Source organism: Agromyces subbeticus DSM 16689 (genome assembly GCF_000421565.1).
GTDB lineage: Bacteria > Actinomycetota > Actinomycetes > Actinomycetales > Microbacteriaceae > Agromyces > Agromyces subbeticus.
The window spans coordinates 14878-39540 of record NZ_ATXG01000008.1; the positions used below are offsets into that span (position 1 = coordinate 14878).

The window sequence follows — 24663 nt, forward strand, 5'->3', positions numbered from 1 at the left end:
GCCGTTGCTGGGCAAGAGGCCCCTATAAGTAAGTAAGTATTAGTGGAACATTCCGAGACATATATATATAAGAGAGAAGGGGTTGCATATCCCCCTCAGAGCACCCATATACAACACCCCACTTCTCTCTATATAGGTCCTGTCCGGGGTGAAACGGTGTTCTTCTGTTCCAAAACCCCCAGATCCGCATGATTCCGCGGAACTTCGCCGGAACAGCAGAAATACACCCCTTGACCCCCAAACTGTGCCGAACCGCGAAACCCCAGATCAACGCGAAAAGTCGAGTGTTCTAAAGTGTTCCAATCCTGATGTCGGCAACTGTGCCGGTCGCCGCTTGCAGTTTCGCCGCATTGGCACCTGTGAACGCATGTACCGCCTCCGGGCGGCGATCACAGACGGAGACCGGACATGACCAGCACCTACCGACGACGCCCGTTCCTCACCGAACCGGGTGAGCGGCTCATAGTCGCTTCAAACGCGTGGGACGTTGCGACCCGTTTCACCGACATGGTTGACGCGACCGGCCTGCCCGGCGACTTCATCCACACCACCCCGCTCGTAGCTGTGCCCCTGCCGATCCGAACCGTGCACGGCGACGAGCGCACCGGCCGCCGCTGGCCCTCGACTGTCCACCCCGAGTTCATGTGGCACCCGTTCATGTGGCTGCCCGACCGTGTCGCCCTCCGATACCGGATCGCGAGCGACGACGACCCCCGCGGGTACACGCTCGAGACGGATGCCGAGTGGGCCGTCCGCGTCGCGCTCGAGGTGACCGCTACCGGTCTCTACGACACCGCGACCGGCACCTGGCTTGACGTGCTCGACACCGTCGGACTCGACATCGACAACAGCGTCGACCTCGCCCGAGTCGAGGAGTGGCTGAACGGTGAGCCCGATGCGGACCTCGACCGGATCGACATCAGCGACGCCTTCGCCGCCGACGGCGAGGACGAGCACTGGGCGTTCGAGGTCGCATCCGGCCTCATCCCCCAGCTGCAGCCCGCCTCGTGGGCGATCATGGCCGACAGCCTCATCGCCACGGTGAGCAACGACATCCAGGCGAACGCCGACACGGCCACGATCGCCAAGGAGGCCCGGTGGGTCGTCGGACTCGCGAAGGGCATCCTCAGCGAGGTGCCCGCTGGTGAGGACGGCAAGTCGCCCGAGTCAACCTGGGACCGTATCGACGAGGAGCTCGGCGCGCCCGGACTCAGCGCTGCGGCGATCATGGCCGGCCCCGTCAACGAGTTCACCGAGGCTCTCTACGGCATCCGTGACGACTACTGGTCGTTCGTCGACCAGTTCAGCAAGGTCGCCGCCGAGCAGCCGGCCGGCGCCCCCGCCTGACCCACCCGAGGATCCGTGATGAACCGCATCCAGCGAATCTCCGTGAAGCTCCCGAAGGAGTTCGACGCCGACCGGCATGTCCGGGCCATGGAGCGAAAGGTCACCGACAAGCATGGCGCCGGGTGGGAGCTCTCTCACATCGACCCTGCAGAACGCGTCGCGATCTTCGAGCGCCAGACGAACGTCGCCGAGGTCACCCGATCGCAGAAGATTGCCGACACCCTCGACGTGTCCCTGCCGAAGGGTTCGAAGCCCGCCGACGGCGACCGGATCGCGACGAAATACGAGGCCCAGTACGATGGCTACGTCCTCACGCGCTTCGAGCCGTATCTCGGCACAGCGGTGATGTCGAAGCTGCGGCCCGAGACGATCCGTGCACGAGGAGCGATCGCGAACGTCCTCGGCGTGAAGCCGTGGGAGGTCCAGATCCGCGACCGCGTGGACGGTGGCTTCGACCTCATCCTGCCAAACCGTTACTCATCGTCGAAGCACGACGAGAAGCTGTTGGACACGGTCGAGAATGACATCGGCTCCCCCGGCTGGTACGTCGTAACCAATTCGCAGAAGCTCACCGCTTCGATAATTCCGGCCGAGCCGCCCAGCTTCCCCGCCGCGATCAAGTACCCGTTCGGCGCGAAGATCACCGCAGGCGACGCTCGCCTTCCGATCGGCGTCCAGCTCGGCAAGGGCAAGGAGCCCGGGCCGATCCAGTACCTCGACCTCGACGCCGCGCCGCACTCCCAGGTCTCGGGTACCAGCGGGTCTGGGAAAACGGTTGGGTTGAACGCGATGATCGCAGGCGCGCTCGCGCGGGGTATGGAACTCGTCGTCGTCGACCTGCCGAGCAAGTCCGTCGACTTCCTCTGGTGCAAGCCCTACGTCCGCCCTGGCGGATGGGGGTGTGACTCGCTGAAGGCGTCCGTGGCGACGATGTCGATGCTCTACGAGGAGGGCGGTCGACGCGCGGCGCTGCTCGCTGAGCACAGGGTCACGAAGATCGTTGAGCTCCCAGCGCGGCTGCGCCCTCCGGACATCTTTGCCGTGGTTGACGAGGTCACCGGACTCTTCATGCAGGAGGCGGTGCCTCGCGGTCTGCCGAAGGACCACGAGCTCGTCATCGAGCCGCAGGAGGTGAACCTCCACAAGGCGGTCCTCGAGTCGAAGATCGCGAAGGCCGCCGCTGAGCTCCGATTCGTCGGAATCAAGCTCGTGCTGAGCTCCCAGGTCTCGTCGACGACGACCGGTGTGTCCACCGCGATCCGGCTGAACCTCGCGAACAAGATGCTGCTCGGGACGAACCCGACCGATAACAACCGGAAGATGTCCCTCTCTGACTCCCTCGCTGCGCCGAAGGTGCCCGACAACATCCGGTCAGACGAGTCGGGCTCCGGCCGCGGTGTCGGCGTAACCGAGTTCGAAGGGCAGAAGGCCGCGGTCTTCAAGAGTTACTACGCCTCGACCACCGACTACGCGAAATGGCTCGCCAAGCTCGGGGTGTCGAGAACAGACCGTCCTGCCCCGACCCCCACGGAGATCGCTCGCTATACACCGTCGCTCGACGACCGCAGCGCCGACGTGCGCCAGACTTCGCGGTTCGATGAGGGCGGGTTCGGTCAGGACGGGCGTGATGCGCCGGCGCCGAGGCTGAAGGGAGCAGCGGCCGCCGCTCAGGCACTGAAGGCCGCCGAGACCGGCCACTGAGACGAATCCACACCTGTTGGACCACCTGCTGCATAGGACTAGGCGAGGGCAAATTTTCGGCCCCGAGAGATTGGATCGACCATGACCACCCTGACCACCACCGATGACCTGTCGGCGGGCCTGCCCGCGCGCGCGGACGGCACGCCTTGGCCGCTCGCGATGACGACCGCTGAGCACACTGTCTTCGCCGACACTGCGACCGAGCTCGTCAGCCACCTCATCGACGGCTACGACCAGATCGACGACAGCGACGAGGGTCACGACCGCGCGCTCGTCGCACGCCGCGACGCCGCCGCCTCCCTGGCCGCCCAACTGCAGGCGGGGATCGCGGCCGCGCTCACTGAGGAGCAGAAGTTCGACCCGGCAACCGAGACCGAGGAGACGCTCACCGCGATCTTCAGCGACCGCGAGACATTCGTCGCAGATTTCCCGACCTGGGACCACACGGTGCCGCTCATCCTCGTGCGCACCGACTACGCCCCGTTCACGGAGCGCCCCGCGCCGGAGGGCAATCTCGGCTGGATCGACCCGGCGACGGAGACTTCGCTGCTGCGCAGCCTCGACGAACTCGGCGCGATCACCTTCCTCGGGCACGCGTAGCCAGGCAGTACCTCGACCTCGTCCCGTAGTCGGTGATCGGCTGCGGGGCGCGGTCGTTCGATGGTGTCGCCGTCAAGACCCTCGGGTGAACATTCACCTGCCTCTAGTTTTAGTGAATGTTATGCTTCTATTATTCACTAATACCGCGAGGAAGTGAAGGATGCAGATGGTCCAGCCGAGGAGGCCGAAGGGCCAGCCGGCCGGGGGCGAGTTCGCCGCCCGAGACCGGTCTGAGTCGACCGCGTCGCTGCCCGCGGCGGTGACGACTGCCGTCACCTACGAGGAGCGCCCCTGGGAGCCGACCGTGCCACTCGACGCGTTGCCGGTGAGCACTCGAGATCGCATCACGCGGCCGTATGGGGCCGCCGTCACTCCGCGGATCGCTGACCTGCAGCTCACGCTTCCGGGGGATCTCGCGGACGCCGTGCAGAATGCGCAGCAGCAGCTCCTCCGCTTCGACACCGAGGTGGGCTCGATCACTGCCCCGTTCGCATCGATCCTCCTGCGGAGCGAGTCCGCCTCGAGCTCCCAGATCGAGAACCTCACGAGCGGCGCCAGGGCCATCGCCGAGGCCGAGCTCGGCGAGCGAATCGACGGGAACGCCCCGCTGATCGTCGGTAACGTCCGCGCAATGGAGGCAGCCCTCAATGTCGCGCACGACCTCAACCAAGACGCGATCATCGCCATGCACAGGGAGCTCCTCGAGCGCACGGACCCTGCCATCGTCGGCCGATACCGCACCGAGCAGGTCTGGATCGGCGGCGGCAACCTCACGAACTACTCTCCGCACGGCGCCGACTTCATCCCGCCGCACCACACCCGGGTCGAAGCCGCGCTGGACGACATGATTGACTACTCGCTGCGGCCGTCGGCGATTCCGCTGGCGAGCATCGCCGTCGCGCACGCGCAGTTCGAGACGATCCACCCGTTCCCCGACGGCAATGGCCGCACCGGTCGCGCGCTGGTACAGGCAGCTCTCCGCCGGTCGGGCCTGACGCGGTCCGTGACTGTACCGATCTCGGCCGGCATCCTCCAGCAGCGCGACCGGTACTTCGACGCTCTGGGCAGCTTCCGCCGCGGCGACTATGGGCCGATCGTGGAGGTGTTCGCAGACGGCGCGGTTCTCGCCGTCGTGAATGGACGACAGCTCGTACGCGACATCCAGTCCACGAGGGGCGCCTGGGAGGAGAAGATGCAAGGGATCCGCTCGGACGCCGTTGCCCGCCGCATCGCCGACCTTGCGGTCGAGCATCCTGTCCTGAACTCACGGCTCATCCAGGACAGGCTCCCTCAGTCCGGGCGCGCTATCTTCACGGCCATCGACACGCTGGTCCAGCGCGACATCCTCGTTCAGGGCAACTCGAAGCAGCGCAACCGCATCTGGGTCGCGCGCGAAATCATCGCGAACCTCGACGCGTTCGCCGACCGCAGCCGCCGAACGTAGCGCCACTCAACCTGCAGTCCCGGCTTTGCCGCCGCGCTTATGCGGTGCATGAGCACTCAGAAGCGTCAGCCCGCTGGCCAGCCGATCGGCGGCCAGTTCGCGCAGGAGCCGCGAGGCGAATCCACCATCTCGCTCGGTCCAAGCGGCCGAACCCTCGAGGAGCGCGACGTCCGGCGCACAGCGCTCGAGAACGGCGGGTACGTGAGCCCGATGGCCGGCCGTGCGCTCGACGCGCCGGCATCCTCGGAGGGCCGAGGTCAGTGGTGGGATACGCACTTCGTCCGCGCCGAGTACCAGCAGGTGGGCGCTGGCTACCCGCAAATGCCCGACGACTACACCCCATCGATGACGTCCGGCCACTCGATCAGCGGGAATCGGCGCACTCACCGAATGGCGTACGCGGGAGCCGGCGTGACGCTCCGCATGCCGTCGGTGACCTCGCTCAAGCGGTTCGCCGACGAGCAGCACGGGCGTACTTTCGATGTACCTGTCTCCGCCGAGTTCCCCGGCGGTACCGTCTCCGGATGGGTACGGGTCACCCGTCATGGGAAGCACGAGTGGTCGGTGTCCGGTCTCGGGTTCGGCGAGCAGGAGAAGGCGTACGTCACAGAGGCGGTATCCGCGGTGCTCGAGGCGCGTCGCCCGTCCCGTGCGCTCGCGCAGGTCGGCAATCTCCTGGAGCGACGTCGGGCCCGGTTCGCGGCCGGCGGCACGAAGATCGACCCGACCGAGCGGTCCTCGTTCATTTCCGGCGTCGGCTACGACCGCGGCAGCGGTTCGATGCTCGTGAAGATCGGATCCCGCTCGTACGGCTACAAGGTTTCGATGCAGAAATTCGAGGCCGTGCGCGGTGCGAAGCATCCCGGCCAGGCGTACAACGCGATCGTGAAGGGCCAGACGCGAACCGAGATCGCCTCGTGCGAGAAGTGCAGCCGCTTCTACTCTGCCGGCACCGCGCACCGTTGCCCGTCGCGCCATCGCGACCCTAGCGAGGCACCCTCACGGCAGAATCTGGCGGCTCGGGCACGTGCCACGAAGTCGGTTGTCTAGATCACGTCACGATTCGGCCGGACCGGCATCTCTTCAGTGTGAGGTGGTCGAGCACGGCACTAGCGGCAACGGATGCCGCGCATATAGCAGTCGACAGCAACGCGGGTCGACGGAAAGTCCTCGACCATCCCACCCCAAAGACCGGGGTGGCGTTCGCTGCGCGATGCCTACCTGGTCCATAATTCCAGGAGACATCCCATGAGCACCGACAACACAGAGAGCGCTGAAGGCGCCGACAGCGCCGCCGCTGAGGTGGAGACTCCCGAAACGAAGGGCGCTTCCTTCTTCGCCCGCATCCCGAAGCCGGCCAAGATCGGTATCGCTGCTGGCCTCGCCCTCGCGCTGATCGTGGGCGGCACCGCTGCCGGGTTCGCCGGAGCGAGCGCGATGCAGGAGCAGGCCGCGAAGGATCGCTACGCGAGCGCCGTGGCCGAGCTGCGAGCTGCCATCTCCGCTGACGCGAGCGCGACCGGCGACCTGGCAGCAGCGTTCACCGCCGCCGCCGAGTCACACACCGCCAGCGCTGCGCTGGCGCACGCTCTCACTGGCCTCGTCGACCAGACGAAGCTCGACGAGCTGAACTCCGCGGTCGCGGCTCTGCAGGAGGCGACCGACAAGGCTGCTGCCGACGCTGCAGTCGACCTGGCCGCTGAGAAGCTCCTGGTCGAGTCCGGCTCCCAAGTGAAAGTCGACAAGACTTCCACGACCGCGTTCAGCATCGAGAAGCTTGACGCGCGCACTGCGGTCGCCGAGAAGGGTACTTCGGCTGAAATCGAGTCGGCCGAGGAGCAGCTCGCCCTCGCCGCGAACCTCACGGATGCAATCACCGCGGTGGACGAGACGATCATCGCCCTGTCTGCGGGTCTCGGTGACCTCGCAATCGCTCAGGTGAACGCGAACCCGTCGGCTGGCCAGGCGGAGAAGGACGCGACCACCAACACTGCGACCGCGGCGGTCAAGGCCGCCGCAGAGAAGAAGCCGTCCGCTGGCGACGTGGCCGAGTCCCTGACGACCTACGCGACTGCGGTCGCGGCGCTGAAGAACTCGCACACTACTGCCGAGGCTCAGAAGGCGGCCGAGGCAGCGCTGAAGGCCGCGCAGGAGGCTGGCGAGGCCACGTACACCGATCCGAGCACCGGGGAGGTTCGCCAGAACCCGTCGTACAACGGGGGCGGCGACTCGGGTGGCTCGTCGGATGGCGGCGACTCTGGCGGATCCTCGGGTGGCAACAGTGGCGGTGACATCCCGCCGAAGCCCTCGATCTCCTACTACGGCACTTGTCATTCGGGCCAGTACGGCACGAACACCGGTGGCGGCGTCCCGACTGGAGCAAGCGTCGTGAACCAGTACTGGGACGGCAATTCATGGAAGGCCGACTGGCAATGCCCGACCGACCCGATCGGCGAGGACTGGTGACAGCCCGCTGATCGACCCGAACCGCGCCTCCTTGATCCGATTTGAGGGGGGCGCGGTTCCGCGTTTCCAAGGCAACAGATCCCGGAGTCGGAGCCGTCGATCGGGGTGATTTCGCTAGCACCCATGAGGCTCGCCACGTTCGGCACGACCCGGGTATACGCGGACCTACTCGCGCACGGGCCGCCTGATTGCCGCGCATATCCGCCGCTGAGACCTACCCGACCCCCGGGAGGTCCAGGAAAAATTCAGCCCGAATCGGGGCTCGACCGCCGTTCTTCTCGTTTTCGCCGCATTTGTAATAGTGAGGCGCTGACCCGAGATGCGCCTGTCGAGTCCTGGAGAGGAACAACATGGAACAGACCATCGCGTCGCGTCGACGACGCGTCCCGACGAAGACGAAGGGTGTCGTTGCCGCATTCGCGGCTGCGTCCATCGTCGCGACGGGCGCGTTCGGCGCCGTACTCGCATCCACCGGATCACCCGCCCAGGCCGCGCCGCTCGCGGCCGGCTACGACGGCGCTGACGGACTCCTCGGCGGTGTGTGGCTGAACGGGAAGATCGTCTACTGCGTGAACCCGTGGGGTTCGGAAGCGACGAGCATCCCCGATGGCACACCGTCGGCTGGCTACAGCAGTGTCGGCCTGAGCGCTGATAACGCGGCCAAGCTGAATTTCGTCGTCTCCACGTACGGACAGCAGGGTGACAACGTCGCATCTGCTGCGACCGAGCTCTATTCGTGGACCGCGGTCGGCCAGATTGTGCCGTACGCCCAGTCGACCGGCTACTCAGGCTCCGACCCTCGGGGCGCAGCGGAGTGGTTCTCGGTTCGGGCCGGCGGCGACGCCAACGCTGTCATGGCAAAGTACGACGAGATCATCGCCGCGGCCGCGGGCGTGACCGCAGGTTCGTCGAACGGCGGCAGCTTCGGAGACATCCGACTCAACGTCGACTCTACGAACAACTACGTCGGCACCATCGACGTGTCGAACGTCACTCCCGCCGGTGCGACCGGCACGATCACCCTCACACACGGCATCTTCGACGCCACGGGGACGAACACTATCAGCGGGGTCGGTGAGGGCTCACTCGCCATCCGGGGAGTTCCGCCGGAGGGTGAGGTCGAGTACAAGATCAGCGCGGCCCTCGCCTACACCGGCGGCGGGTCGGGATACGCAGGTAACGTTGAGCACTACCCAAACTCCGCTCAGGATGCTGTCGGCCCGGGTGAGCGCAGCAAGGTTGACTTTTCCGATCAAGTAAGTGACCCCGCACCGCGAACCACGATCTTCAGCCCCGCGCTCACGACCGAGGTCGGCTCGAAGTTCTACCCGAACGGCGAGAAGCCCGTGGACGTCGTGGACTTCCGTGCGATCGCTGATCCGAGCGGCCGTATCAACGAGTGGCTCCGCTCCACCAAGACGGGCAACTACGCCCCGATCACTGCGAAGGGCACCTACTACTACTCGGAGACCAACCCCGAGCTCGCGCAGGGTGCCATTCCGGATGACGCGATCGTCGCCGGTCACGCGGAGGTCACGACCGACGCGCAGGGCCCGACTCACTCGTATGAGGTGACCGGCGACACGGCGATCGAGAAGGCCGGCTACTTCACCTGGGTGTGGGAGATCGAGTTCGCTGACCAGATCGACTCGGTCAAGAAGTTCCTCCCAGCCGACTACTCGTTCGTCGACGAGTACGGCCAGCGCGCCGAGACCTCGATCATCGCCCCGAAGGTGACGACCGAGTCGAAGCCGCTCGAGGCGCTCGGATTCCCTGCGCACGACACCGCGATCGTCGAGGGCGCAGTCTTCGACGGCGCCACGGTCGGCTTCGAAGCGTTCAAGCAGGACATCGACCCGGAGACCGGCCAGCTCGTCGGCGACCCGATCTGCACCCCGGACACGCTCGTGTTCACCTCGGAGCAGAAGGAAGTCACCGGCCCTGGAAAGGTGGACTCCGACAAGGTCGTGTTCGAGGAGATCGGCAAGTACTTCTGGGTCGAGAAGCTCTTCTACACGGACCCGGACACCGGCGACCAGACCGTCGTGCACGAGGGCGAGTGCGGTGCTGAGAACGAGACGACCATCATCAAGCAGGTCATCGTGAAGACGAAGGCCACGCCCGAGGTCGAGCTCGGCACCCCCGCGAAGGACACCGCGTCGATCCGCGGCACCCTCCCGGACGGCGCCAAGCTCACGTTCAACGCCTACAAGCAGAACGGCGCTGAGCCCGTCTGCACTCCGGACACGCTCGTCTTCGACGGCACGAAGCAGCCCGTGGGCGTCACCCCCGGCGTAGTCGACGGCGTCGAGTACACCGGTCCGTCCACCGTGTTCAACGAGATCGGCACTTACTACTGGGTCGAGACCCTCATCGATCGCGACGGCAAGGTCGTCCACGAGGGCGAGTGCGGTGCTGAAGGCGAGACGACCATCGTCAAGCCCGTCGCCGGCAACGGCAACTCCGGTGCGGCCGCCCAGCTCAAGAACACCGGTGTCGACGGCAACGTCTTCGTGGTGGCCGGTGCGGGCCTGCTTGCGCTGATCGCGGCAGGCGTTGCGCTGCTCATCGCGAAGCGTCGACGCGCTTCGCGCCAGGGCGAGTAACCCACGCCCCGCAGGGACCCTCCTCTCCACAGGGCGAGGAGCGGCCTCTGAGGGTCGCTCCTCGAACGCCCGGCATCTTCCACTCGGACGGTGCCGGGCGTTCCCTCGTTGTGCCGCGCATATCCGGACCAATGAAGAGAACGCGGAAGCCCATGACGCCGGTACGCCATCGGGCGGGCCGGGAGCCGGGCAGACCCCGCAGACGACCGGGCCGTCACTCGAACGGAAAGGTACGGGCGCGAACAGAGCTCGACATCTGGCTGGGCAGGAGCGCCCGCGGTCGCGTGCTGCTCGCCTGCGTCGTCGTCGCCTTGGCGATGCAACTGCTCGCGATGCTCGGGACGTGACCGCGACTCCGCGTGTGGAATCCGTCTCCGCGGCTGGTCGGGCGCTTTCGATCGTCTCGCTTCACCCCCACCCGGGATTGACTACGATATTTCTACTTATCCGAGCAATACCCTGTGGCGGTCGTACTGCGACAACGAACGGCTCCAAGCCGATTCCGGCCGCATGAGAGGCTCTTCTTGAACCGCGCCGGATTGGCTAGTGTCGGTGAACCCTCGCGGCATCGAGAAAGATATCCAGATGCTCGTTCCTGCCGGCTGCGACGTAGCCGGGGCCGCTTGGAGTGGTAACCCGCTGGCCGCACTTGAATCGGATGTGCGTAACGCTCATGCCGTGATGAATGCGGCGGGCTGACCGCACCGAATAGACACGGGGACGATGCCGTTTCGTGCGGTCTAGGGTCAGCTTCGCCGCATTGGAGAGGGTGAGGAGCGCGCACGGCCAGCGCGGCGGAGCATGAACGACGTCAATCCCAGTACCGCGGAACCCGGCAAGCTTGAACAGCCCAGGCCGGATCTCCTCCGGCTTCTTGGCGCGCGGGATCGCGCGCTCGAGTTCGAGGCCGAGTCGCAGGCGCCGAACACTCGCCGCGCGTACGAGAGCGACTGGGCCGCGTTCGAGACCTGGTGCGCAGAGGTTGGCGCGAATGCGCTCCCGGCGTCGTGGGAGTTGCTCGCGATGTACGTCTCGGAGAAGGCATCCATCCAAACCGTGAGCGGCGGATGGATGTACGCTCCGTCGACGATCAGCAGGTGGGTGACAGCAATCAACGGCAGGCATGCGATCGAAGGGCTCCAGCGGCCGGGGTCCGACCGACGATTCCAGGCCGTGCTCGCCGGCATCCGTCGCGACCACGCACGCCCGACCAGACGGATGGCGCCGCTCCTGCTGGCCGAGCTTCGCCAGATCGTCGCTGCGATCGACATGGCCGGCTATCCGGCCGGTGTCATCGGCGTCCGCGACCAGGCAATCCTCGTCATGGGCTTCGCAGGAGCGTTCCGCCGTTCCGAGCTCGCCGCTCTCCGAATCGACGATGTCTCTCGGCATCCGGAAGATGGCCTGCACGTCCGCGTGCAGCGTTCGAAGACGGACCAGGAAGGCGAGGGTCGCGTGAAAGGTCTGCCGTACGGCGCGAATCCGGCGACGTGTCCGCCGTGCGCATGGGCGCGGTGGTTGCGCGTCCTCGCAGCGTCCCCGTCACGCGCAGCAGTCATGGCCGTGCTCCGTGCGACGACGCTCGACGAGCACGTCTGCCGAGGGCCTCTCCCCCAGCTGCCGGAGGCGATCGATGCGACGGGCCACCTCTTCAGACGGATGGTGAAGGGCGGCACGGTCACCGACCAGCCCATGAGCGGCCACGCTGTGAACGAGATGCTGAAGCGCAGGGTGACCGCGGCAAGCCTCGACGCCACTCGATTCGGCGGGCACAGCATGCGCGCCGGCTTCGTCACTCAGGCGCTCCGCGCGGGCGCCAGCACGTCTGAGGTGATGCGACAGACATTCCATCGGGACCCCGCGATGGTCGAGGTCTACGCCCGCGAGTACGACCCGTTGAAGGGCAACGCGGTCACGAGGCTCGGGCTGTGACCGCTGACATCGGACTCGCAGCAGACACCGCGGACGATTGCCGGGCCGCGCGGTCGACAGCGCCCGCGGACATGGCCGTCCCTGCGAGAGGGACCGCTGACCGCCGTCACGGTCGCCTCGATCTCGCTGACATCCCCGCGTTTCCGCGGATGTCTGGCTCGCCTGTAAGTCTCCAGTGCGGCCGAAGCGGACGCATCAGCCGGACACTCGGTGGTGCATTGAGCCCTGCTGGGCGGACACGGTGACCAACGAACACGGCGGCGAGCCCCGCCCCAGAACCGACACGGACACGGACAGGGCGGCAGTGTCCGAGGCGATGTCCGTGCGCCTGTCCGCGCATTGGTCGCTGTACGTCGACTGGCAGGCGTCACATGGCCGGGCGACGGGCCCCGCTGACCTCGAGCAGATGCAAGCGTTCGCGAACGAGTGCCCGGCGTCCAGTGAGGTGCTCGCCGAGCGGGTCCGAGCCGTCCGTCTCGGCCACGAGCTCCAGGGCATGCCGTGGCTCGCGGCGGAGGCCAACGTAGCTCCTCGTGCGTTCCCGCCCGGCTGGCTCGACCCCCGGGAGGTACTGGCTGGCCTTCCGACCAGGCGATTCCCGGTCGGGTTCCGGGGCCGCCGCGACGGCTACCTCATCGTCCTCGCCGCCGAACTACGCATACCCCGTCGCAAGGTGCTCGCAGTCGAGCACGGCGACGTTGTGCTGCAACCGACGCTCGTGGTGGCTGGCCGAACGATCCCCATGGACGACGACCCTCGGCGCTGCCCACGGTGTGCCGTGACCCGTTGGATGCGCGTGCTCGGTGAAGTAGGCTTCGGCGGCCGCGGCGCTGGGCACGCGACACTCGCCCCCTCGGTGCCCTCGGGCGGCCACGACTGTGAGCTGCCGCTTGACGGGTGGTGGCGCCGAGCAGCGGCACTGGCGCCACAGATCGACCGGTACGGCTGGATGGGCGCGACGCTGTCTCAGCGATCGCTGACCGCTATCCTCAGCAGCCGTCTGCGTGATAGCGGCCTCCCCGCCGGCGAGCACCCGGACGCGTGGACCGAGCGCGGTTACTCGGGCCGGTTTGCGGGCTCCTCGAGCGCGGAGCTCGCGGACGCACAGGACGACGTCGATGCCCGTCTCGCAGCGCTTCTCGCCAGATCGAACGAGCTCATCGACCAGGCGAACCGCGATCTCGACTTCCTCGGCGGGTGAGGCCGCCGTCTACTCGAACCCAAACGCGTTCGGGTCGAACTTCAGCTCGTTGGTACCGAACATCGAGTTGAGCAACGTCGCAGTCAACGGGTTCACCTGGTCGAGTGGCTGAACGTAGTGCCTCTTGGTCGTGGACTCGTTCGCGTGACCGAGCGCCGCGGCGGCGAGGGCAAGGCCAGCCTCGGCGGAGAGAGCGCTCGCGACTGTCTTCCTGAACACGTACGGAGGCATCTTCTCGAGGTCGTCCGTGCCAGCGAGCCTCGGGTGCTGTGCTCTGAACGCTCGCCACTGCCGGCCTATGTTGTTCGGCCAGACCGGGCGCCCGTTGCGCGTCTGGAAGAGGAACGCGTTGTCTGGTTGTCCAGCTGTGCTGAGAACGAGTTCGCGGATGGCATCCGCTGCGAAGCCAGGGAGCACGAAGATGCGGTGTTGGCGAGGATCCTTCGTGTGCTCCTGCCGTTCGATCGTGCCATTCACACGTACGAGCGTGCCCGTGATGCGAATCCGCGTCTCCTCGGCCGACAGGTCGCAGTCGTTGCGGCGGAGCGCGAGTACCTCACCTGGCCGCGCCGAGGTGCCGAGCATGATGTCGACGAACTGACGGAGTTGTCCGTTCGGGCGCGGACCAGGCCTGTCATACTCGCGCGCCCATCGGCGGAGCGTGAGGCGGATTTCAGCGACTTGCTCGGTCGAGAGCGCCATGACCTTCTTGACCGCATCGGTCCGCTTCCGTTTCGACCAATCGCGCGTCTCCCGCATCGGATTCGTGGCAATGGCTCCCTTCCGGACCGCGAGACTCATCATCTGCTTCAGGATGATCCTGGCGATCTTCGCGGCTGTCGGTGACCTGTCACGACGCACCGCGGCGAGGAAAGCGTCTGCAGTACCCACTGTGAGCTCATTGAGAGGGAGGTTCCCCAATGAAGGTGCGATGATCCGGCGAATGTCGCCTTCGTACTTCGCAAGCGACTGAGGAGCGAGGCGCTCTTCGTGCTTCTCCTCGTCGAGCCAGTACTGCGCGAGCTCTGCGATCGTGGAGTCACACGTAATCGCATCGATGCCGCCGAGTCCGCGCATGATCTCAGTGGCAGTGCGCTTCAGGTCTTCGAGCGCCTCTGTTTCCGAGCGTCCGTAACCTCGCGGCCTCCTCTGGACCCCGAAGAGGTCCCGCATCCTCGCGCGGGCTATTACGGTGCCGTCGGGCTTCGTCTCGAATGCCGGGCTACCGATATCCCCAATGCTTGTGCGTGGTCGTCCGGTCACGAGGTTATTCCGCCTCTGTCTGCAACTCGAGCCAAGCATCGACCGCTTCGCGACGCCACCGAAGGTGTTTCCCCAGCTTGATCGCGGGCGGGCCCTTCTTCTTCTTGGCTGCGCGCCAGTCGTAGATCGTCGTCACAGGCACCTGGAGGTAGTTGGAGAGTTCCGTGATCGACATCAGGTTCATGCTCGGCGCTGCTGTGTTGCTGCTCATGTCCCAGATAAGGGCGGCGGATTCTGAAACCACCCACACCCTGATCCGGGACAACCCAAAAGGACAGCGCAGGGTTCGGACTAGATTCTGCCGTCGGCCATTGAATAGTGCGTTTCCGGCCCACTTTCCGGCCCACGCATGTGATTTGATTCAACATAAAAGCCCCGCATTCACTTGGAATACGGGGCTTCTCGCTCCCCCACTTGGACTCGAACCAAGAACCTACCGGTTAACAGCCGATTGCTCTGCCAATTGAGCTATGGAGGATCGCTTGTTCAGCATCGATACTCTAGCAAAAGGTTGGCGCGAGTCCCAATCCGAGGCGGCCTCGACAACGCGCCCACCGCCGCACTGCTCAGTAGCCTGCACCGAGATCGATTCGGCCCTCGAAGTCGCCGGCGCCGAGGAACGCGCGCACGTTCGAGGCGATGCGTTGAGCGAACAACGGCACTGTCATCTCTTCAGTGTCGGCCACGTGCGGGGTCACGATGCAGTTCGGCGCGCTCCACAGCGGATGCCCCGCCGGCAACGGTTCCGGGTCGGTCACGTCGAGACCTGCGCCACCGAGGTGACCGGACTCGAGGGCTGCGACGAGGGCGTTCGTGTCGACGAGCGCCCCGCGCGCGACGTTCACGAGCACCGCGCCCCGAGGCATCCGCTGCAGTTGGTGCGAACCGATGAGGCCGCGCGAGTCAGTCGTGAGGGCGGCGGCGAGCACCACGACATCGGCATCGGCAAGCGCCTCGCCGAGCTCGGCCACCGGCAGCGTGCGCGTCGCACTCGGCACGAGTGCCGCGCTTCGGCGGACGACGGTCGTGCGGGCGGCGAACGGCTCGAGCAGGCGCAGCAGCTCCATCGCGATGCCACCGGCGCCCACGATGACGACGTTCGCGCCGTAGAGCGTGCGGCCGGCCTCGTCGGCGTGCCAGGCACTCGCCGAGACCCTCCGCGGCAGTTCGCGCAGCAGTGCGAGCACGAGCATGAGGGCGTGTTCGGCGACGGGCTGAGCGTAGGCGCCCTTCGCGCTGGTCCAGACACGTCCGTCACCGTCGGCGCGCGCGAGCAGCGGTGCGAACGCGTCGACGCCCGCCCACGGCAGCTGCACCCATGCGATCGATGGATGCGCATCGAGCATCGCCTCGAGATCAGCGTCTCCCGACGCAGCGGTCCACACGAGCCCACGGGTCGCGGCCGAGAGCGGTGCCACCGTGCCGCCGGCCTGCTCGACGGCATCGACGAAGGCTGTGGCTGCATCGGGCACGATCGCGATCGGCCCGGCCGTGACGGGTGTCGGCGCGTCAGGCTCGATGGCCTGCGCCCCGGCGACGACGCGGTGCCGAGCGCGCCGCTCGGGCACCGCGGCATCCGTGGTCATGCCGAAGGGCCGAGATCGAGATCGTCGATCACCGCGTGGCCGGCATCGAGTGCACCGGCAAGGGCCTTCACGTACGGATGCTTCGGGTCGTCGAGCACCTCGTCGATCGTGCCGATGGCCGCCAACTCACCCTTGTCGAGCACGGCGACGCGCGCGGCGGTGCTTCGGAGCACCGGCAGGTCGTGGCTGATGACCACGGCCGAGAACGTGTGCTCCTGACGGAGTTCGCCGATGAACTGCGCCACGACGTCGCGAACGGTGAGATCGATGCCCGCCGTGGGCTCGTCGGCGACGAGCAGCGACGGCCCGAGCACGAGCGCGCGGGCGAAGGCGACACGCTGCCGCTGCCCGCCCGAGAGCTCGTAGGGGTACTTCTCGAGCATGCCGAGCGAGAGCCGCACGCCATCGAGCATCGTCGCGACCCTCGTCGCCAGGGCGCGCCCGTTGTAGCGCCGGTCGCGCTCGAGGATCGGCTCCCCGATGATCTCGGCGACGGTTCGGTCGGCCGGCAGCGTCGACGCGGCATCCTGCGGAAGGTATCCGACATGGAAGCGGTACTCGGGCACCTTGCGCTTCGGGATGCCGCGCAGCGGGTGCCCGAGCACAGTCGCGTCACCCCCGGTGATCACGGGACGTCCGTCGGTCGATCGCGTGTCGAACGCGGCTCCGGAGAGCACCTTCGCAAGCGTGCTCTTGCCGCTGCCTGCACTGCCGAGCACGCCGAGCACCTCCCCCGGCGCCACGGTCAGCGTGAGGCCGTGGAGCGCGACGTACGCCGGACTCGCTCCGTGCGCCGGATACTCGACCGACAGGTCGTTCAGCACGATCGGGAAGCCATGGGCGGCACTCCGCATCACACGGCCTCCCGCAAGCGGCGGAGCTCTTCTCGCCGTGCGGCCTGCGCCACCGGGTCGGGAACCGGCAACGAGGCGAGCAGGCGCTGGGTGTACGGATCACTCGGGGCGCCGAGCACTTCGGCGCCGGTGCCCTCCTCGACGAGTGAGCCGCGATACAGCACTGCGATGCGATCGGCGAGGATGTCGACGACCGCGAGGTCGTGGCTGATGAACAGCGACGCGAAGCCGAACTCGCGCTGCAGTTCCGCGAAGAGTTCGAGCACGCGCGCCTGCACCGAGACGTCGAGCGCCGAGGTGGGCTCGTCGGCGATCAGCAGCTCGGGTTCGAGCGCGAGGGCCCGTGCAAGGCTGGCGCGCTGGCGCTGCCCGCCCGAGAGCTCATGCGGGTATCGGTCGCCGTAGGCACGGGGCAGCTGCACCGCCTCGAGCAGTTCATCGACTCGAGCGCGTGCCTCTCGAGGGTTCGCCGCCCGGCCATGGATCACGAGCGGTTCGGCGACGCACTCGGCGATCGTCAGCAGCGGGTTGAAGCTCGACGCGGGGTCTTGGAAGACGAAGCCGATGCGACTGCGCAACGGCCGGAACTCGCGCTCGCGCAGTCCGTTCATCTCGTGGCCGAGCACTCGCAACGAGCCGCCCGTCACCTTCGTCAGGCCCGCGATGGCACGGCCGATCGTGGTCTTGCCCGAACCGGACTCCCCCACGAGACCGAGTACCTCGCCCGGTCGGATGACGAAGTCGACACCGTCGACGGCCCGGAATCCAGGTCGACCGAACCGGCCCGGGTAGACGATCTCGAGACCGGATGCCTCGACGACCGGCGCCTGCTCGGCCCAGCCCGCTGGCCGTTGCTCGGCTCGCTCGATCGCACTCGCCGTTCCGGTGCCCACGTAGGGCACCGCAGCGAGCAGGGCCTTCGTGTACTCGGCCTGCGGCGACGCGAACAGCGTCTTGGCGTCGGCCTCCTCGACGACCTGCCCCTGGTACATCACGGCGACGCGGTCGGCGAGATCGGCGACCACGCCCATGTTGTGGGTGATCAGCACGATGCCCATGCCGAATTCGTCGCGGCAGCGGCGCAGGAGGTCGAGGATCTCGGCCTGCACGGTCACGTCGAGCGCGGTCGTGGGCTCGTCGGCGACGATGAGCCCGGGATCGAGCACGAGTGCCATCGCGATCACGATGCGCTGCTTCTGACCGCCCGAGAACTGGTGCGGGTAGTGGTCGATGCGGTGCTCGGGGTCGGGGATGCCGACCCGGCCGAGGATCTCGACGGCTTTCGCGCGAGCCTCCTTCTTCGAGAGCTTGTCGTTGTGGGCGCGAATGCCCTCGATGATTTGCCACCCGACGGTGTAGACGGGATTCAGCGCCGACGACGGCTCCTGGAACACCATCGCGACATCCGTGCCCCTGACCGCGCGCAACTGCTTCTTCGACAGGGTGATGACGTCGCGCTCGGCCGTGCCGGCCTTGTTCGAGAGCACGACGGCGCCGCTCGCGGTCGCCGTCTCGGGCAGGAGCCCGAGAATGGTCTTCGCGGTCACGGTCTTGCCGCTGCCGGACTCGCCGACGATCGCGAGCACCTCACCGCGCTCGACCTTCAACGAGACGCCATCGACGGCCTTCACCGGGCCGGCGTCGGTGGCGAACGAGACGCCGAGTCCTTCGATGCTGACGACCGTGCTCATGAGCGGACCCCGATTCCGTGCTCGTCGAATGATTCGCCGTCTTCGAGGCCCGAGAGCCCGCCAGGACCGGCGGAGAGCGTGCCGCCCGGAACGACGGAGGTCTCGGCGACCACGCCCGAGGCCTGGGCGACTCGACGACGCCCGCGCAAGCGAGGATCGGCGAGGTCGTTCAGGCTCTCGCCCACGAGCGTGATGCCGAGCACCACGAGCACGATGGCGAGGCCGGGATACAGCGCGGTCCACCAGATGCCGCTCGAGACATCCGACAGCGCCTTGTTGAGGTCGTAGCCCCACTCCGCCGCCGCCGTCGGCTCGATGCCGAATCCGAGGAAGCCGAGACCCGCGAGCGTCAGGATCGCCTCGGACGAGTTCAGCGTGAAGATGAGCGGCAGGGTGCGTGTCGCGTTGCGCAGCACATGGCGGAACATGACCCGGCCACTCGATGCACCGAGCACCTTGGCCGACTCCACGTAGGCCTCGGCCTTGATGCGCACCGTCTCGGCGCGGATCACACGGAAGTACTGCGGAATGAAGACGACGGTGATCGAGATCGCGGCCGCGAACACGCCGCCCCAGAGGTTCGACTGACCGCCCGAGATCACGATGGACATGACGATCGCGAGCAGCAGCGACGGGAACGCGTAGATCGCGTCGCAGACGACCACGAGCACGCGGTCGAGCCAGCCGCCGAAGTATCCGGAGACGAGACCGAGCAGCACACCGGCGAAGATCGACAGGATGACCGCGATCACGATGACGAACAGCGCGGTCTGCGCACCCCACAGCACACGCGACAACACGTCGTAGCCGCCGACGGTGGTGCCGAACAAGTGCTCGGCCGACGGCGCCTGCTGGCTGCCGAAGGGGCCCTCGGCATCGCGCAGCTGTGCAAAGCCGAACGGAGCGATGAGCGGCGCGAACACCGCCGTCAGGATGAAGAGGCCGGTGAGCACGAGGCCGGCGATGAGCATGCCTCGCTGCAGGCCGACGCTCTGGCGCAGCTGGTGCACGACGGGCAGTCGGTCGCGAAGACGCCGTTTCGGCGCGCGAGTGACGATGTCGGTCGACATGTCAGTACCTCACCCTCGGGTCGATGAGCGCCGCGATGATGTCGACGATGAAGTTGGTGAGCGCGACGATCACGGCGAGCAGGGCGACGATGCCCTGCACGGCGACGAAGTCGCGGGCCTGGAGGTACTCGGCGAGCATGAAGCCGAGGCCCTTCCACTCGAAGGTCGTCTCGGTGAGCACCGCGCCGCCGAGCAGGAGTGCGATCTGCAGCCCGATGACCGTGATGATCGGGATCAACGCCGGCCGGTAGGCGTGCTTCTGCACGAGCCGGTACTCGCTGACACCGCGCGATCGCGCCGCGTCGACGTAGTCGGTCGCGAGCGTGCCGATGACGTTCGTGCGAACGAGCCGCAGGAAGACGCCGGCGGTGAGCAGCCCGAGCGCGATGGCCGGCAGCACGGCGTGGGCGAGCACGTCGCCGAGTACGGCCGGATTGCCCGTCATGATCGCGTCGATCGTGTAGAGGCCCGTCTTGTTCGGCAGCACCTCCATCTGCAGTTGCGCGCTCGTCGAAGCGCGCCCGGCGACCGGCAGCACCTTCAGCCAGACCGAGAAGATGAGCTTCAGCAGCAGGCCGGCGAAGAACACCGGGGTGGCGTAGCAGAGGATGGCGAAGATGCGCAGCGCGGCATCTTGACCTTTGTCGCGGAAGTACGCGGCGACGAGACCGAGCGGGATGCCGACGACGAACGCTACGAGCAACGCGTAGAACGCGAGCTCGAGGGTCGCGCTGCCGTACTTGACGAGGATGTCGGTGACGGGGCGGTTATCGGTGATCGTCGTGCCGAAGTTGCCGGTGAAGATCTGCCCGAGGTACTCGAAGTACTGCACGAGGATGGGCCGGTCGAAGCCGGCTGCGTGGATGCGCTCGGCGAGCTGGTCGGGCGGCAGCTGGCCGCCGAGTGCCGCGGTGATCGGGTCACCCGTCGATCGCATGAGCACGAAGACGAGGGTGACGAGGATGAACACCGTCGGGATGATGAGGAGCGCCCGCACGATGATGTATCGGCCGAGGCCGCCACCGGAGGATTTCGGCGCTCGCCGTGTTTCAGGGGACGCGCTGCTGGCGGGCGCCGTCGTCGTTGAGGTCAATGTTCGCCAATCGGGAGTGGGCCGGAACACAGGGTGGCCCGCTCCGGAGAGCGGGCCACCCGTTCCTTGCGTAGAAGAGACTCTAGCCGTTCAGCCGGCTCAGCCCTTCGAGAGCGCCGCGTACCGGAACTTGAACGATGCGTCGAGCGTCTGGTCGGTGCCCTCGACATCGGTGCCGGTCACGGCGACCTGAGCGCCCTGCAGGTAGGGCACGGTCGACAGGTCGGCCGCCACCTTCTGCTGGATCTCCTCGATCTGCGCGGTGCGCGCGGCGGGGTCGGGCTCGGACGCCTGCTTGATGATCAGGTCGTTGACTTCCTGGTTCACGTAGTGGTTGCCGAGGAAGTTCTCGATCAGGAAGAACGGCGTGACGTAGTTGTCGGCGTCGGAGTAGTCGGGAAACCAGCCGAGCTGGTACGCCGGGTACACGTCGGACGTGCGGTCCTCGGAGTACTGCACCCACTCCGTGGTCTGCAGGTTCACCGTGAACAGGCCGCTCGCCTCGAGCTGGTCTTTGATCAGCGCGTACTCGTCGGCCGACGAGGGGCCGTAGTGGTCGTTCGAGTACTGCAGGTTCAGCTCGATCGGGGTGGTCACGCCTGCAGCCTCGAGTGCCGCCGTCGCCTTGTCGGCGTCGGGTGCACCGGCGCCGTCGCCGTAGAGCTCCTTGAGGGGCTCGATCGAGCCGGCGATGCCGGCCGGCACGTAGGAGTACAGGGGCGTGTAGGTACCCTTGTAGACCTGCTCGGCGAGCTCGTCGCGGTCGATGAGGTCGGCGACCGCCTGGCGCACGGCGAGCGCCTTGGCCGGGTCGGCCTCGGGCGTCTTGGCACCGTAGGGCTGCGTGTCGAAGTTGAAGACGATGTAGCGGATCTCGCCACCGGGGCCTTCGACCACGTTCACTGCATCGTTGCCCTTGAGGTCGTCGATGTCGGTCGCGGAGAGGCTGCGGTAGGCGACGTCGATGCCGCCCTCCTGCACGTCGAGCTTCAGGTTCGACGACTCGGCGTAGTACTTCAGGTTGACCGTCTCGGTCTTCGCCTCGGCGAGCAGGCCCTTGTACTCGGGGTTCTTCTTGAACGAGATGAGCGTGTTGAAGTCGTAGCTCGTGATCATGTACGGGCCGGCGAACGCGTTGGCCGCGACGATGTCGTCGTCGGACGTCAGCTCATCGGCGGCGAAGACCTCTTCGTCGACGATGGCGCCAGGGAAGCTCGTCAGGATGAGCGGGAAGACCTGGTCGTTCTCGGCCTTGAGGTGGAAGACGACGGTCGTGTCGTCGACGGCCTCGGTGCTGTCGAGGTTGTACAGCAGGCTCGATGCACCGTTCGGGTCAGCGATCGCGATCTGGCGGTCGAACGAGAACTTCACGTCGGACGCGGTGAGATCGTTGCCGTTGGCCCACTTCAGGCCCTCGGGAAGCGTCACCGTGTACTCGGTCGGCGCGGTGAACTCGGCCGACTCGGCGAGGTCGGGCACGACCTCGGTGCTCTGGTAGTCGGTGTTCAGCAGGTACGGGAAGACCTGCGTCTGCACGGCGAGCGAGCCGTTGTCGTACGAGCCGGCCGGGTCGAGCGTCGTCACCTTGTCGGTCGTGCCGATGGTGAGCGTGCTGCCCGAGGCCTCCTCGCCGCCGCCTGCCGAGCAACCGGCGAGTGCGAGGGCTGCGACCGAGAGACCGGCCACGACGGCGAAGCCGCGGCGCCCGTTCTTGGATGCGGATGTCATATCCGTCTACCTCTTCCTGTCAGGACTGAATCGCGCCCGCGCACAGCGCCGACACGTTTTCGTATCCCCAAGACCTAGCACACGGCGTCTGAATGCTGCTTGGTGCGGCGCCTGGACGGGCGAATATTTACCGATCTGCAACCTTCGACGCAACCGATGCGCGTTGAAGGCCATCTTCGAGCGGATGCCGCTCAGTCGACCTTGAGCGCTTCACGCTCGCGATCGATCTCGACGATCGCGCGACGCACGCTGTCGTACGTCGCCGGATCACTCGGCCCGAGCCGGGTGAGACGCCCGGTCAGCTCGGCCTTCTGGCGAAGCAGCTCACGGTCGATCAACGAAGCGAGCACGCCGCGCACGTAGCCCGCGATGCGAGCCTGGGTGCTCTGCGGCACCGGCAGCACCGCGAGCTGCTGCACGAGCCCTGCGAACGGCGCAGGAACCTCGGCCATGACCCGGTCGACGCGAATGGCGGGATCGGGCGAGGCGAGCACCGAAGCGATGCCGTCGCGGATGACGGCGAGCGACGGGTTGCCGAACCGGCTGTCGATGGCCTGGCGCAACAGATCGAGGCCGACGGAGTCTGGGTACTGCAGCATCGCCTGCAGTGCGTCGCGTTCGAGACGGGTCGCCGGGTCGGCCGGCAGTTGCGTGATCGAGAACGGGCGCTCGGCCGGCTCCGCCGCGGGTGCCGCGCCCGCCGTGCCGGAGGGCGTCGATCGTTCGCCGTCGGGCTTCGCGCGACCGGTCGCCGAGCGCACCGCCCGGGTCACCTCGGCCAGTTCGACGCCGAGCATCCTCGCGAGCTCGCGAGTGTAACCCGGCCGCATGGCGGGGTCGCGGATCTCGGCCACCACCGGGGCAGCGGCCCGGAGCGCCGCGACGCGGCCCTCGACGGTCTCGAGGTCGTAGCGGGCCAGCGTGTGCTTGATCACGAACTCGAACATCGGGATGCGCGAATCGATGAGGGTGCGCACCGACGCGTCGCCGCGCGCGAGCCGCAGATCGCACGGGTCGAGCCCGTCGGGCGCGACCGCGACGAACGTCTGCGCCGCGAACCGCTGCTCTTCGCCGAATGCGCGAATCGCGGCCTGCTGGCCGGCCGCGTCGCCGTCGAAGGTGAACACGACCTCGCCGACACCGGAGTCGTCGCCGAGCACGCGCCGCAGCACCTTGATGTGGTCGACGCCGAAGGAAGTGCCGCACGTGGCGATCGCGGTCGTGACACCGGCGAGATGACACGCCATGACGTCGGTGTACCCCTCGACCACGACCACCCGGTGCGTCTTCGAGATGTCGCGCCGGGCGAGGTCGAGCCCGTAGAGCACCTGCGACTTGTGGTAGATCGCCGTCTCGGGGGTGTTGAGATACTTGGGCCCCTTGTCGTCGTCGAGCAGCCGCCGGGCGCCGAACCCGACCGTCTGCCCGGTGACATCGCGGATCGGCCACACCAGGCGGCCGCGGAAGCGATCGTAGATGCCGCGGTCGCCTTGCGAGACAAGGCCGGATGCCGCGAGCTCATCGGTCGTGAACCCGCGACCCTTGAGGTGGTCGGTGAGGGCGTCCCAGCTCTTCGGCGCGAACCCGACGCCGAAGTGACGCGCCGCCTCTGCGTCGAAGCCGCGCTCGCCGAGGAAGCGGCGGCCGACGTCGGCGTCGGGCGCGCTCAATCGCTCGAGGAAGAACTCGGATGCAGCCTGGTTCGCGGCGAGCAGCCGCGCCCGGTTGCCGTGATCGGAGGCCTGGCCGCCGTCTTCGTAGTGCAGCTCGAGGCCGATGCGACCCGCAAGGCGCTCGACGGCCTCGGTGAACGAGACGTGATCCATGCGCTGCAGGAAGGTGTAGACGTCGCCCGATTCACCGCACCCGAAGCAGTGGTAGTAGCCGAGACCCGGGCGCACGTGGAAGCTCGGGCTGCGCTCGTCGTGGAACGGGCAGAGCCCCTTCATCGAGCCGACGCCGGCGGACTTCAGGCTGACGTGCTCGCCGACGATGTCGGCGATGTTGGTGCGGGCCTTCACCTCATCGACATCGCTCTGTCGAATTCGGCCCGCCATGGCTCTCATCCTAGTTCGCCGTGG

The 24663-nt window shown here is 67.0% G+C and carries 18 protein-coding genes and 1 tRNA gene; 9 read left to right on the forward strand and 10 right to left on the reverse strand.

All coding sequences use genetic code 11. The annotated features are described in order from the left end of the window. The first annotated feature begins 408 nt into the window (after nucleotides 1-408). The 9 genes from H521_RS0111965 to H521_RS0112005 all read left to right on the forward strand — a co-directional run bounded on the left by H521_RS0111965 (nucleotide 409) and on the right by H521_RS0112005 (nucleotide 13297). Nucleotides 409-1347, forward strand: a complete 939-nt coding sequence (locus tag H521_RS0111965) for a hypothetical protein (protein ID WP_156891408.1) — start codon at nucleotides 409-411, stop codon at nucleotides 1345-1347. 18 nt (nucleotides 1348-1365) lie between these two features. After that, on the forward strand, nucleotides 1366-3048 hold the full coding sequence (locus H521_RS0111970; RefSeq protein ID WP_022893261.1) for an FtsK/SpoIIIE domain-containing protein: 1683 nt from the start codon (nucleotides 1366-1368) through the stop codon (nucleotides 3046-3048). Between the two features lie 81 nt (nucleotides 3049-3129). Further along, nucleotides 3130-3648 (forward strand): hypothetical protein, encoded by a 519-nt coding sequence (locus H521_RS0111975; protein WP_022893262.1) that lies wholly within the window; start codon nucleotides 3130-3132, stop codon nucleotides 3646-3648. A gap of 304 nt (nucleotides 3649-3952) precedes the next feature. Then, nucleotides 3953-5092 carry a Fic family protein gene (locus H521_RS0111980; protein WP_211215506.1) on the forward strand — a complete coding sequence of 380 codons (1140 nt, stop codon included), beginning with the start codon at nucleotides 3953-3955 and terminating at the stop codon, nucleotides 5090-5092. A 48-nt stretch (nucleotides 5093-5140) separates the two neighbouring features. Next, nucleotides 5141-6142, forward strand: a complete 1002-nt coding sequence (locus tag H521_RS0111985; protein WP_022893264.1) for a hypothetical protein — start codon at nucleotides 5141-5143, stop codon at nucleotides 6140-6142. Between the two features lie 198 nt (nucleotides 6143-6340). Continuing rightward, nucleotides 6341-7558 carry a hypothetical protein gene (locus H521_RS0111990; RefSeq protein ID WP_022893265.1) on the forward strand — a complete coding sequence of 406 codons (1218 nt, stop codon included), beginning with the start codon at nucleotides 6341-6343 and terminating at the stop codon, nucleotides 7556-7558. Nucleotides 7559-7908: 350 nt separating this feature from the next. After that, entirely contained in the window at nucleotides 7909-10164 is a 2256-nt protein-coding gene (locus tag H521_RS0111995) for a hypothetical protein (RefSeq protein ID WP_022893266.1), read from the forward strand. Nucleotides 10165-10965: 801 nt separating this feature from the next. Then, on the forward strand, nucleotides 10966-12096 hold the full coding sequence (locus H521_RS0112000; protein WP_022893267.1) for a tyrosine-type recombinase/integrase: 1131 nt from the start codon (nucleotides 10966-10968) through the stop codon (nucleotides 12094-12096). Nucleotides 12097-12337: 241 nt separating this feature from the next. Then, nucleotides 12338-13297 (forward strand): hypothetical protein, encoded by a 960-nt coding sequence (locus H521_RS0112005; RefSeq protein WP_022893268.1) that lies wholly within the window; start codon nucleotides 12338-12340, stop codon nucleotides 13295-13297. A 9-nt stretch (nucleotides 13298-13306) separates the two neighbouring features. Here the strand turns inward: H521_RS0112005 and H521_RS23090 are convergent, their stop codons facing one another. The 10 genes from H521_RS23090 to dnaG all read right to left on the reverse strand — a co-directional run bounded on the left by H521_RS23090 (nucleotide 13307) and on the right by dnaG (nucleotide 24639). After that, nucleotides 13307-14560: a tyrosine-type recombinase/integrase gene (locus H521_RS23090; RefSeq protein WP_169513991.1), complete on the reverse strand. Its 1254-nt coding sequence runs from the start codon at nucleotides 14558-14560 to the stop codon at nucleotides 13307-13309. A 4-nt stretch (nucleotides 14561-14564) separates the two neighbouring features. After that, nucleotides 14565-14771, reverse strand: coding sequence for a helix-turn-helix transcriptional regulator (locus H521_RS0112015; protein WP_026482225.1), 207 nt, complete (start codon nucleotides 14769-14771; stop codon nucleotides 14565-14567). 194 nt (nucleotides 14772-14965) lie between these two features. Further along, a tRNA-Asn gene (locus H521_RS0112020) sits at nucleotides 14966-15038 on the reverse strand. 88 nt (nucleotides 15039-15126) lie between these two features. Further along, nucleotides 15127-16146 (reverse strand): D-isomer specific 2-hydroxyacid dehydrogenase family protein, encoded by a 1020-nt coding sequence (locus H521_RS0112025; protein WP_022893271.1) that lies wholly within the window; start codon nucleotides 16144-16146, stop codon nucleotides 15127-15129. Continuing rightward, nucleotides 16143-17000: an ATP-binding cassette domain-containing protein gene (locus H521_RS23095; RefSeq protein WP_022893272.1), complete on the reverse strand. Its 858-nt coding sequence runs from the start codon at nucleotides 16998-17000 to the stop codon at nucleotides 16143-16145. Before H521_RS23095 ends, H521_RS0112025 begins: the two co-directional genes overlap by 4 nt. Beyond that, nucleotides 17000-18691: an ABC transporter ATP-binding protein gene (locus tag H521_RS0112035; RefSeq protein WP_022893273.1), complete on the reverse strand. Its 1692-nt coding sequence runs from the start codon at nucleotides 18689-18691 to the stop codon at nucleotides 17000-17002. Before H521_RS0112035 ends, H521_RS23095 begins: the two co-directional genes overlap by 1 nt. Continuing rightward, complete coding sequence (locus H521_RS0112040; protein WP_022893274.1) at nucleotides 18688-19761, reverse strand: ABC transporter permease; 1074 nt, start codon at nucleotides 19759-19761, stop codon at nucleotides 18688-18690. The genes H521_RS0112035 and H521_RS0112040 overlap by 4 nt, the downstream gene beginning before the upstream one ends. Nucleotide 19762: 1 nt before the next feature. Then, nucleotides 19763-20854, reverse strand: a complete 1092-nt coding sequence (locus H521_RS0112045; RefSeq protein ID WP_022893275.1) for an ABC transporter permease — start codon at nucleotides 20852-20854, stop codon at nucleotides 19763-19765. Between the two features lie 99 nt (nucleotides 20855-20953). Then, complete coding sequence (locus tag H521_RS0112050) at nucleotides 20954-22582, reverse strand: ABC transporter substrate-binding protein (RefSeq protein ID WP_022893276.1); 1629 nt, start codon at nucleotides 22580-22582, stop codon at nucleotides 20954-20956. Between the two features lie 191 nt (nucleotides 22583-22773). Continuing rightward, entirely contained in the window at nucleotides 22774-24639 is a 1866-nt protein-coding gene (dnaG, locus tag H521_RS0112055) for a DNA primase (protein WP_022893277.1), read from the reverse strand. Between the last annotated feature and the right edge of the window lie 24 nt (nucleotides 24640-24663).

What these genes read in the sequence shown, in the direction of transcription:
- H521_RS0112000 (WP_022893267.1), top strand. Translation starts at nt 10,966, where the DNA reads ATGAACGACGTCAATCCCAGTACCGCGGAACCCGGCAAGCTTGAACAG.
- H521_RS0112040 (WP_022893274.1), bottom strand. Translation starts at nt 19,761, where the DNA reads ATGTCGACCGACATCGTCACTCGCGCGCCGAAACGGCGTCTTCGCGAC.
- H521_RS0111990 (WP_022893265.1), top strand. Translation starts at nt 6,341, where the DNA reads ATGAGCACCGACAACACAGAGAGCGCTGAAGGCGCCGACAGCGCCGCC.
- H521_RS0111985 (WP_022893264.1), top strand. Translation starts at nt 5,141, where the DNA reads ATGAGCACTCAGAAGCGTCAGCCCGCTGGCCAGCCGATCGGCGGCCAG.
- H521_RS0111970 (WP_022893261.1), top strand. Translation starts at nt 1,366, where the DNA reads ATGAACCGCATCCAGCGAATCTCCGTGAAGCTCCCGAAGGAGTTCGAC.
- H521_RS0112025 (WP_022893271.1), bottom strand. Translation starts at nt 16,146, where the DNA reads ATGACCACGGATGCCGCGGTGCCCGAGCGGCGCGCTCGGCACCGCGTC.
- dnaG (WP_022893277.1), bottom strand. Translation starts at nt 24,639, where the DNA reads ATGGCGGGCCGAATTCGACAGAGCGATGTCGATGAGGTGAAGGCCCGC.
- H521_RS0111995 (WP_022893266.1), top strand. Translation starts at nt 7,909, where the DNA reads ATGGAACAGACCATCGCGTCGCGTCGACGACGCGTCCCGACGAAGACG.
- H521_RS23095 (WP_022893272.1), bottom strand. Translation starts at nt 17,000, where the DNA reads ATGCGGAGTGCCGCCCATGGCTTCCCGATCGTGCTGAACGACCTGTCG.
- H521_RS0111975 (WP_022893262.1), top strand. Translation starts at nt 3,130, where the DNA reads ATGACCACCCTGACCACCACCGATGACCTGTCGGCGGGCCTGCCCGCG.
- H521_RS0111965 (WP_156891408.1), top strand. Translation starts at nt 409, where the DNA reads ATGACCAGCACCTACCGACGACGCCCGTTCCTCACCGAACCGGGTGAG.
- H521_RS0112035 (WP_022893273.1), bottom strand. Translation starts at nt 18,691, where the DNA reads ATGAGCACGGTCGTCAGCATCGAAGGACTCGGCGTCTCGTTCGCCACC.
- H521_RS0112050 (WP_022893276.1), bottom strand. Translation starts at nt 22,582, where the DNA reads ATGACATCCGCATCCAAGAACGGGCGCCGCGGCTTCGCCGTCGTGGCC.
- H521_RS0112015 (WP_026482225.1), bottom strand. Translation starts at nt 14,771, where the DNA reads ATGAGCAGCAACACAGCAGCGCCGAGCATGAACCTGATGTCGATCACG.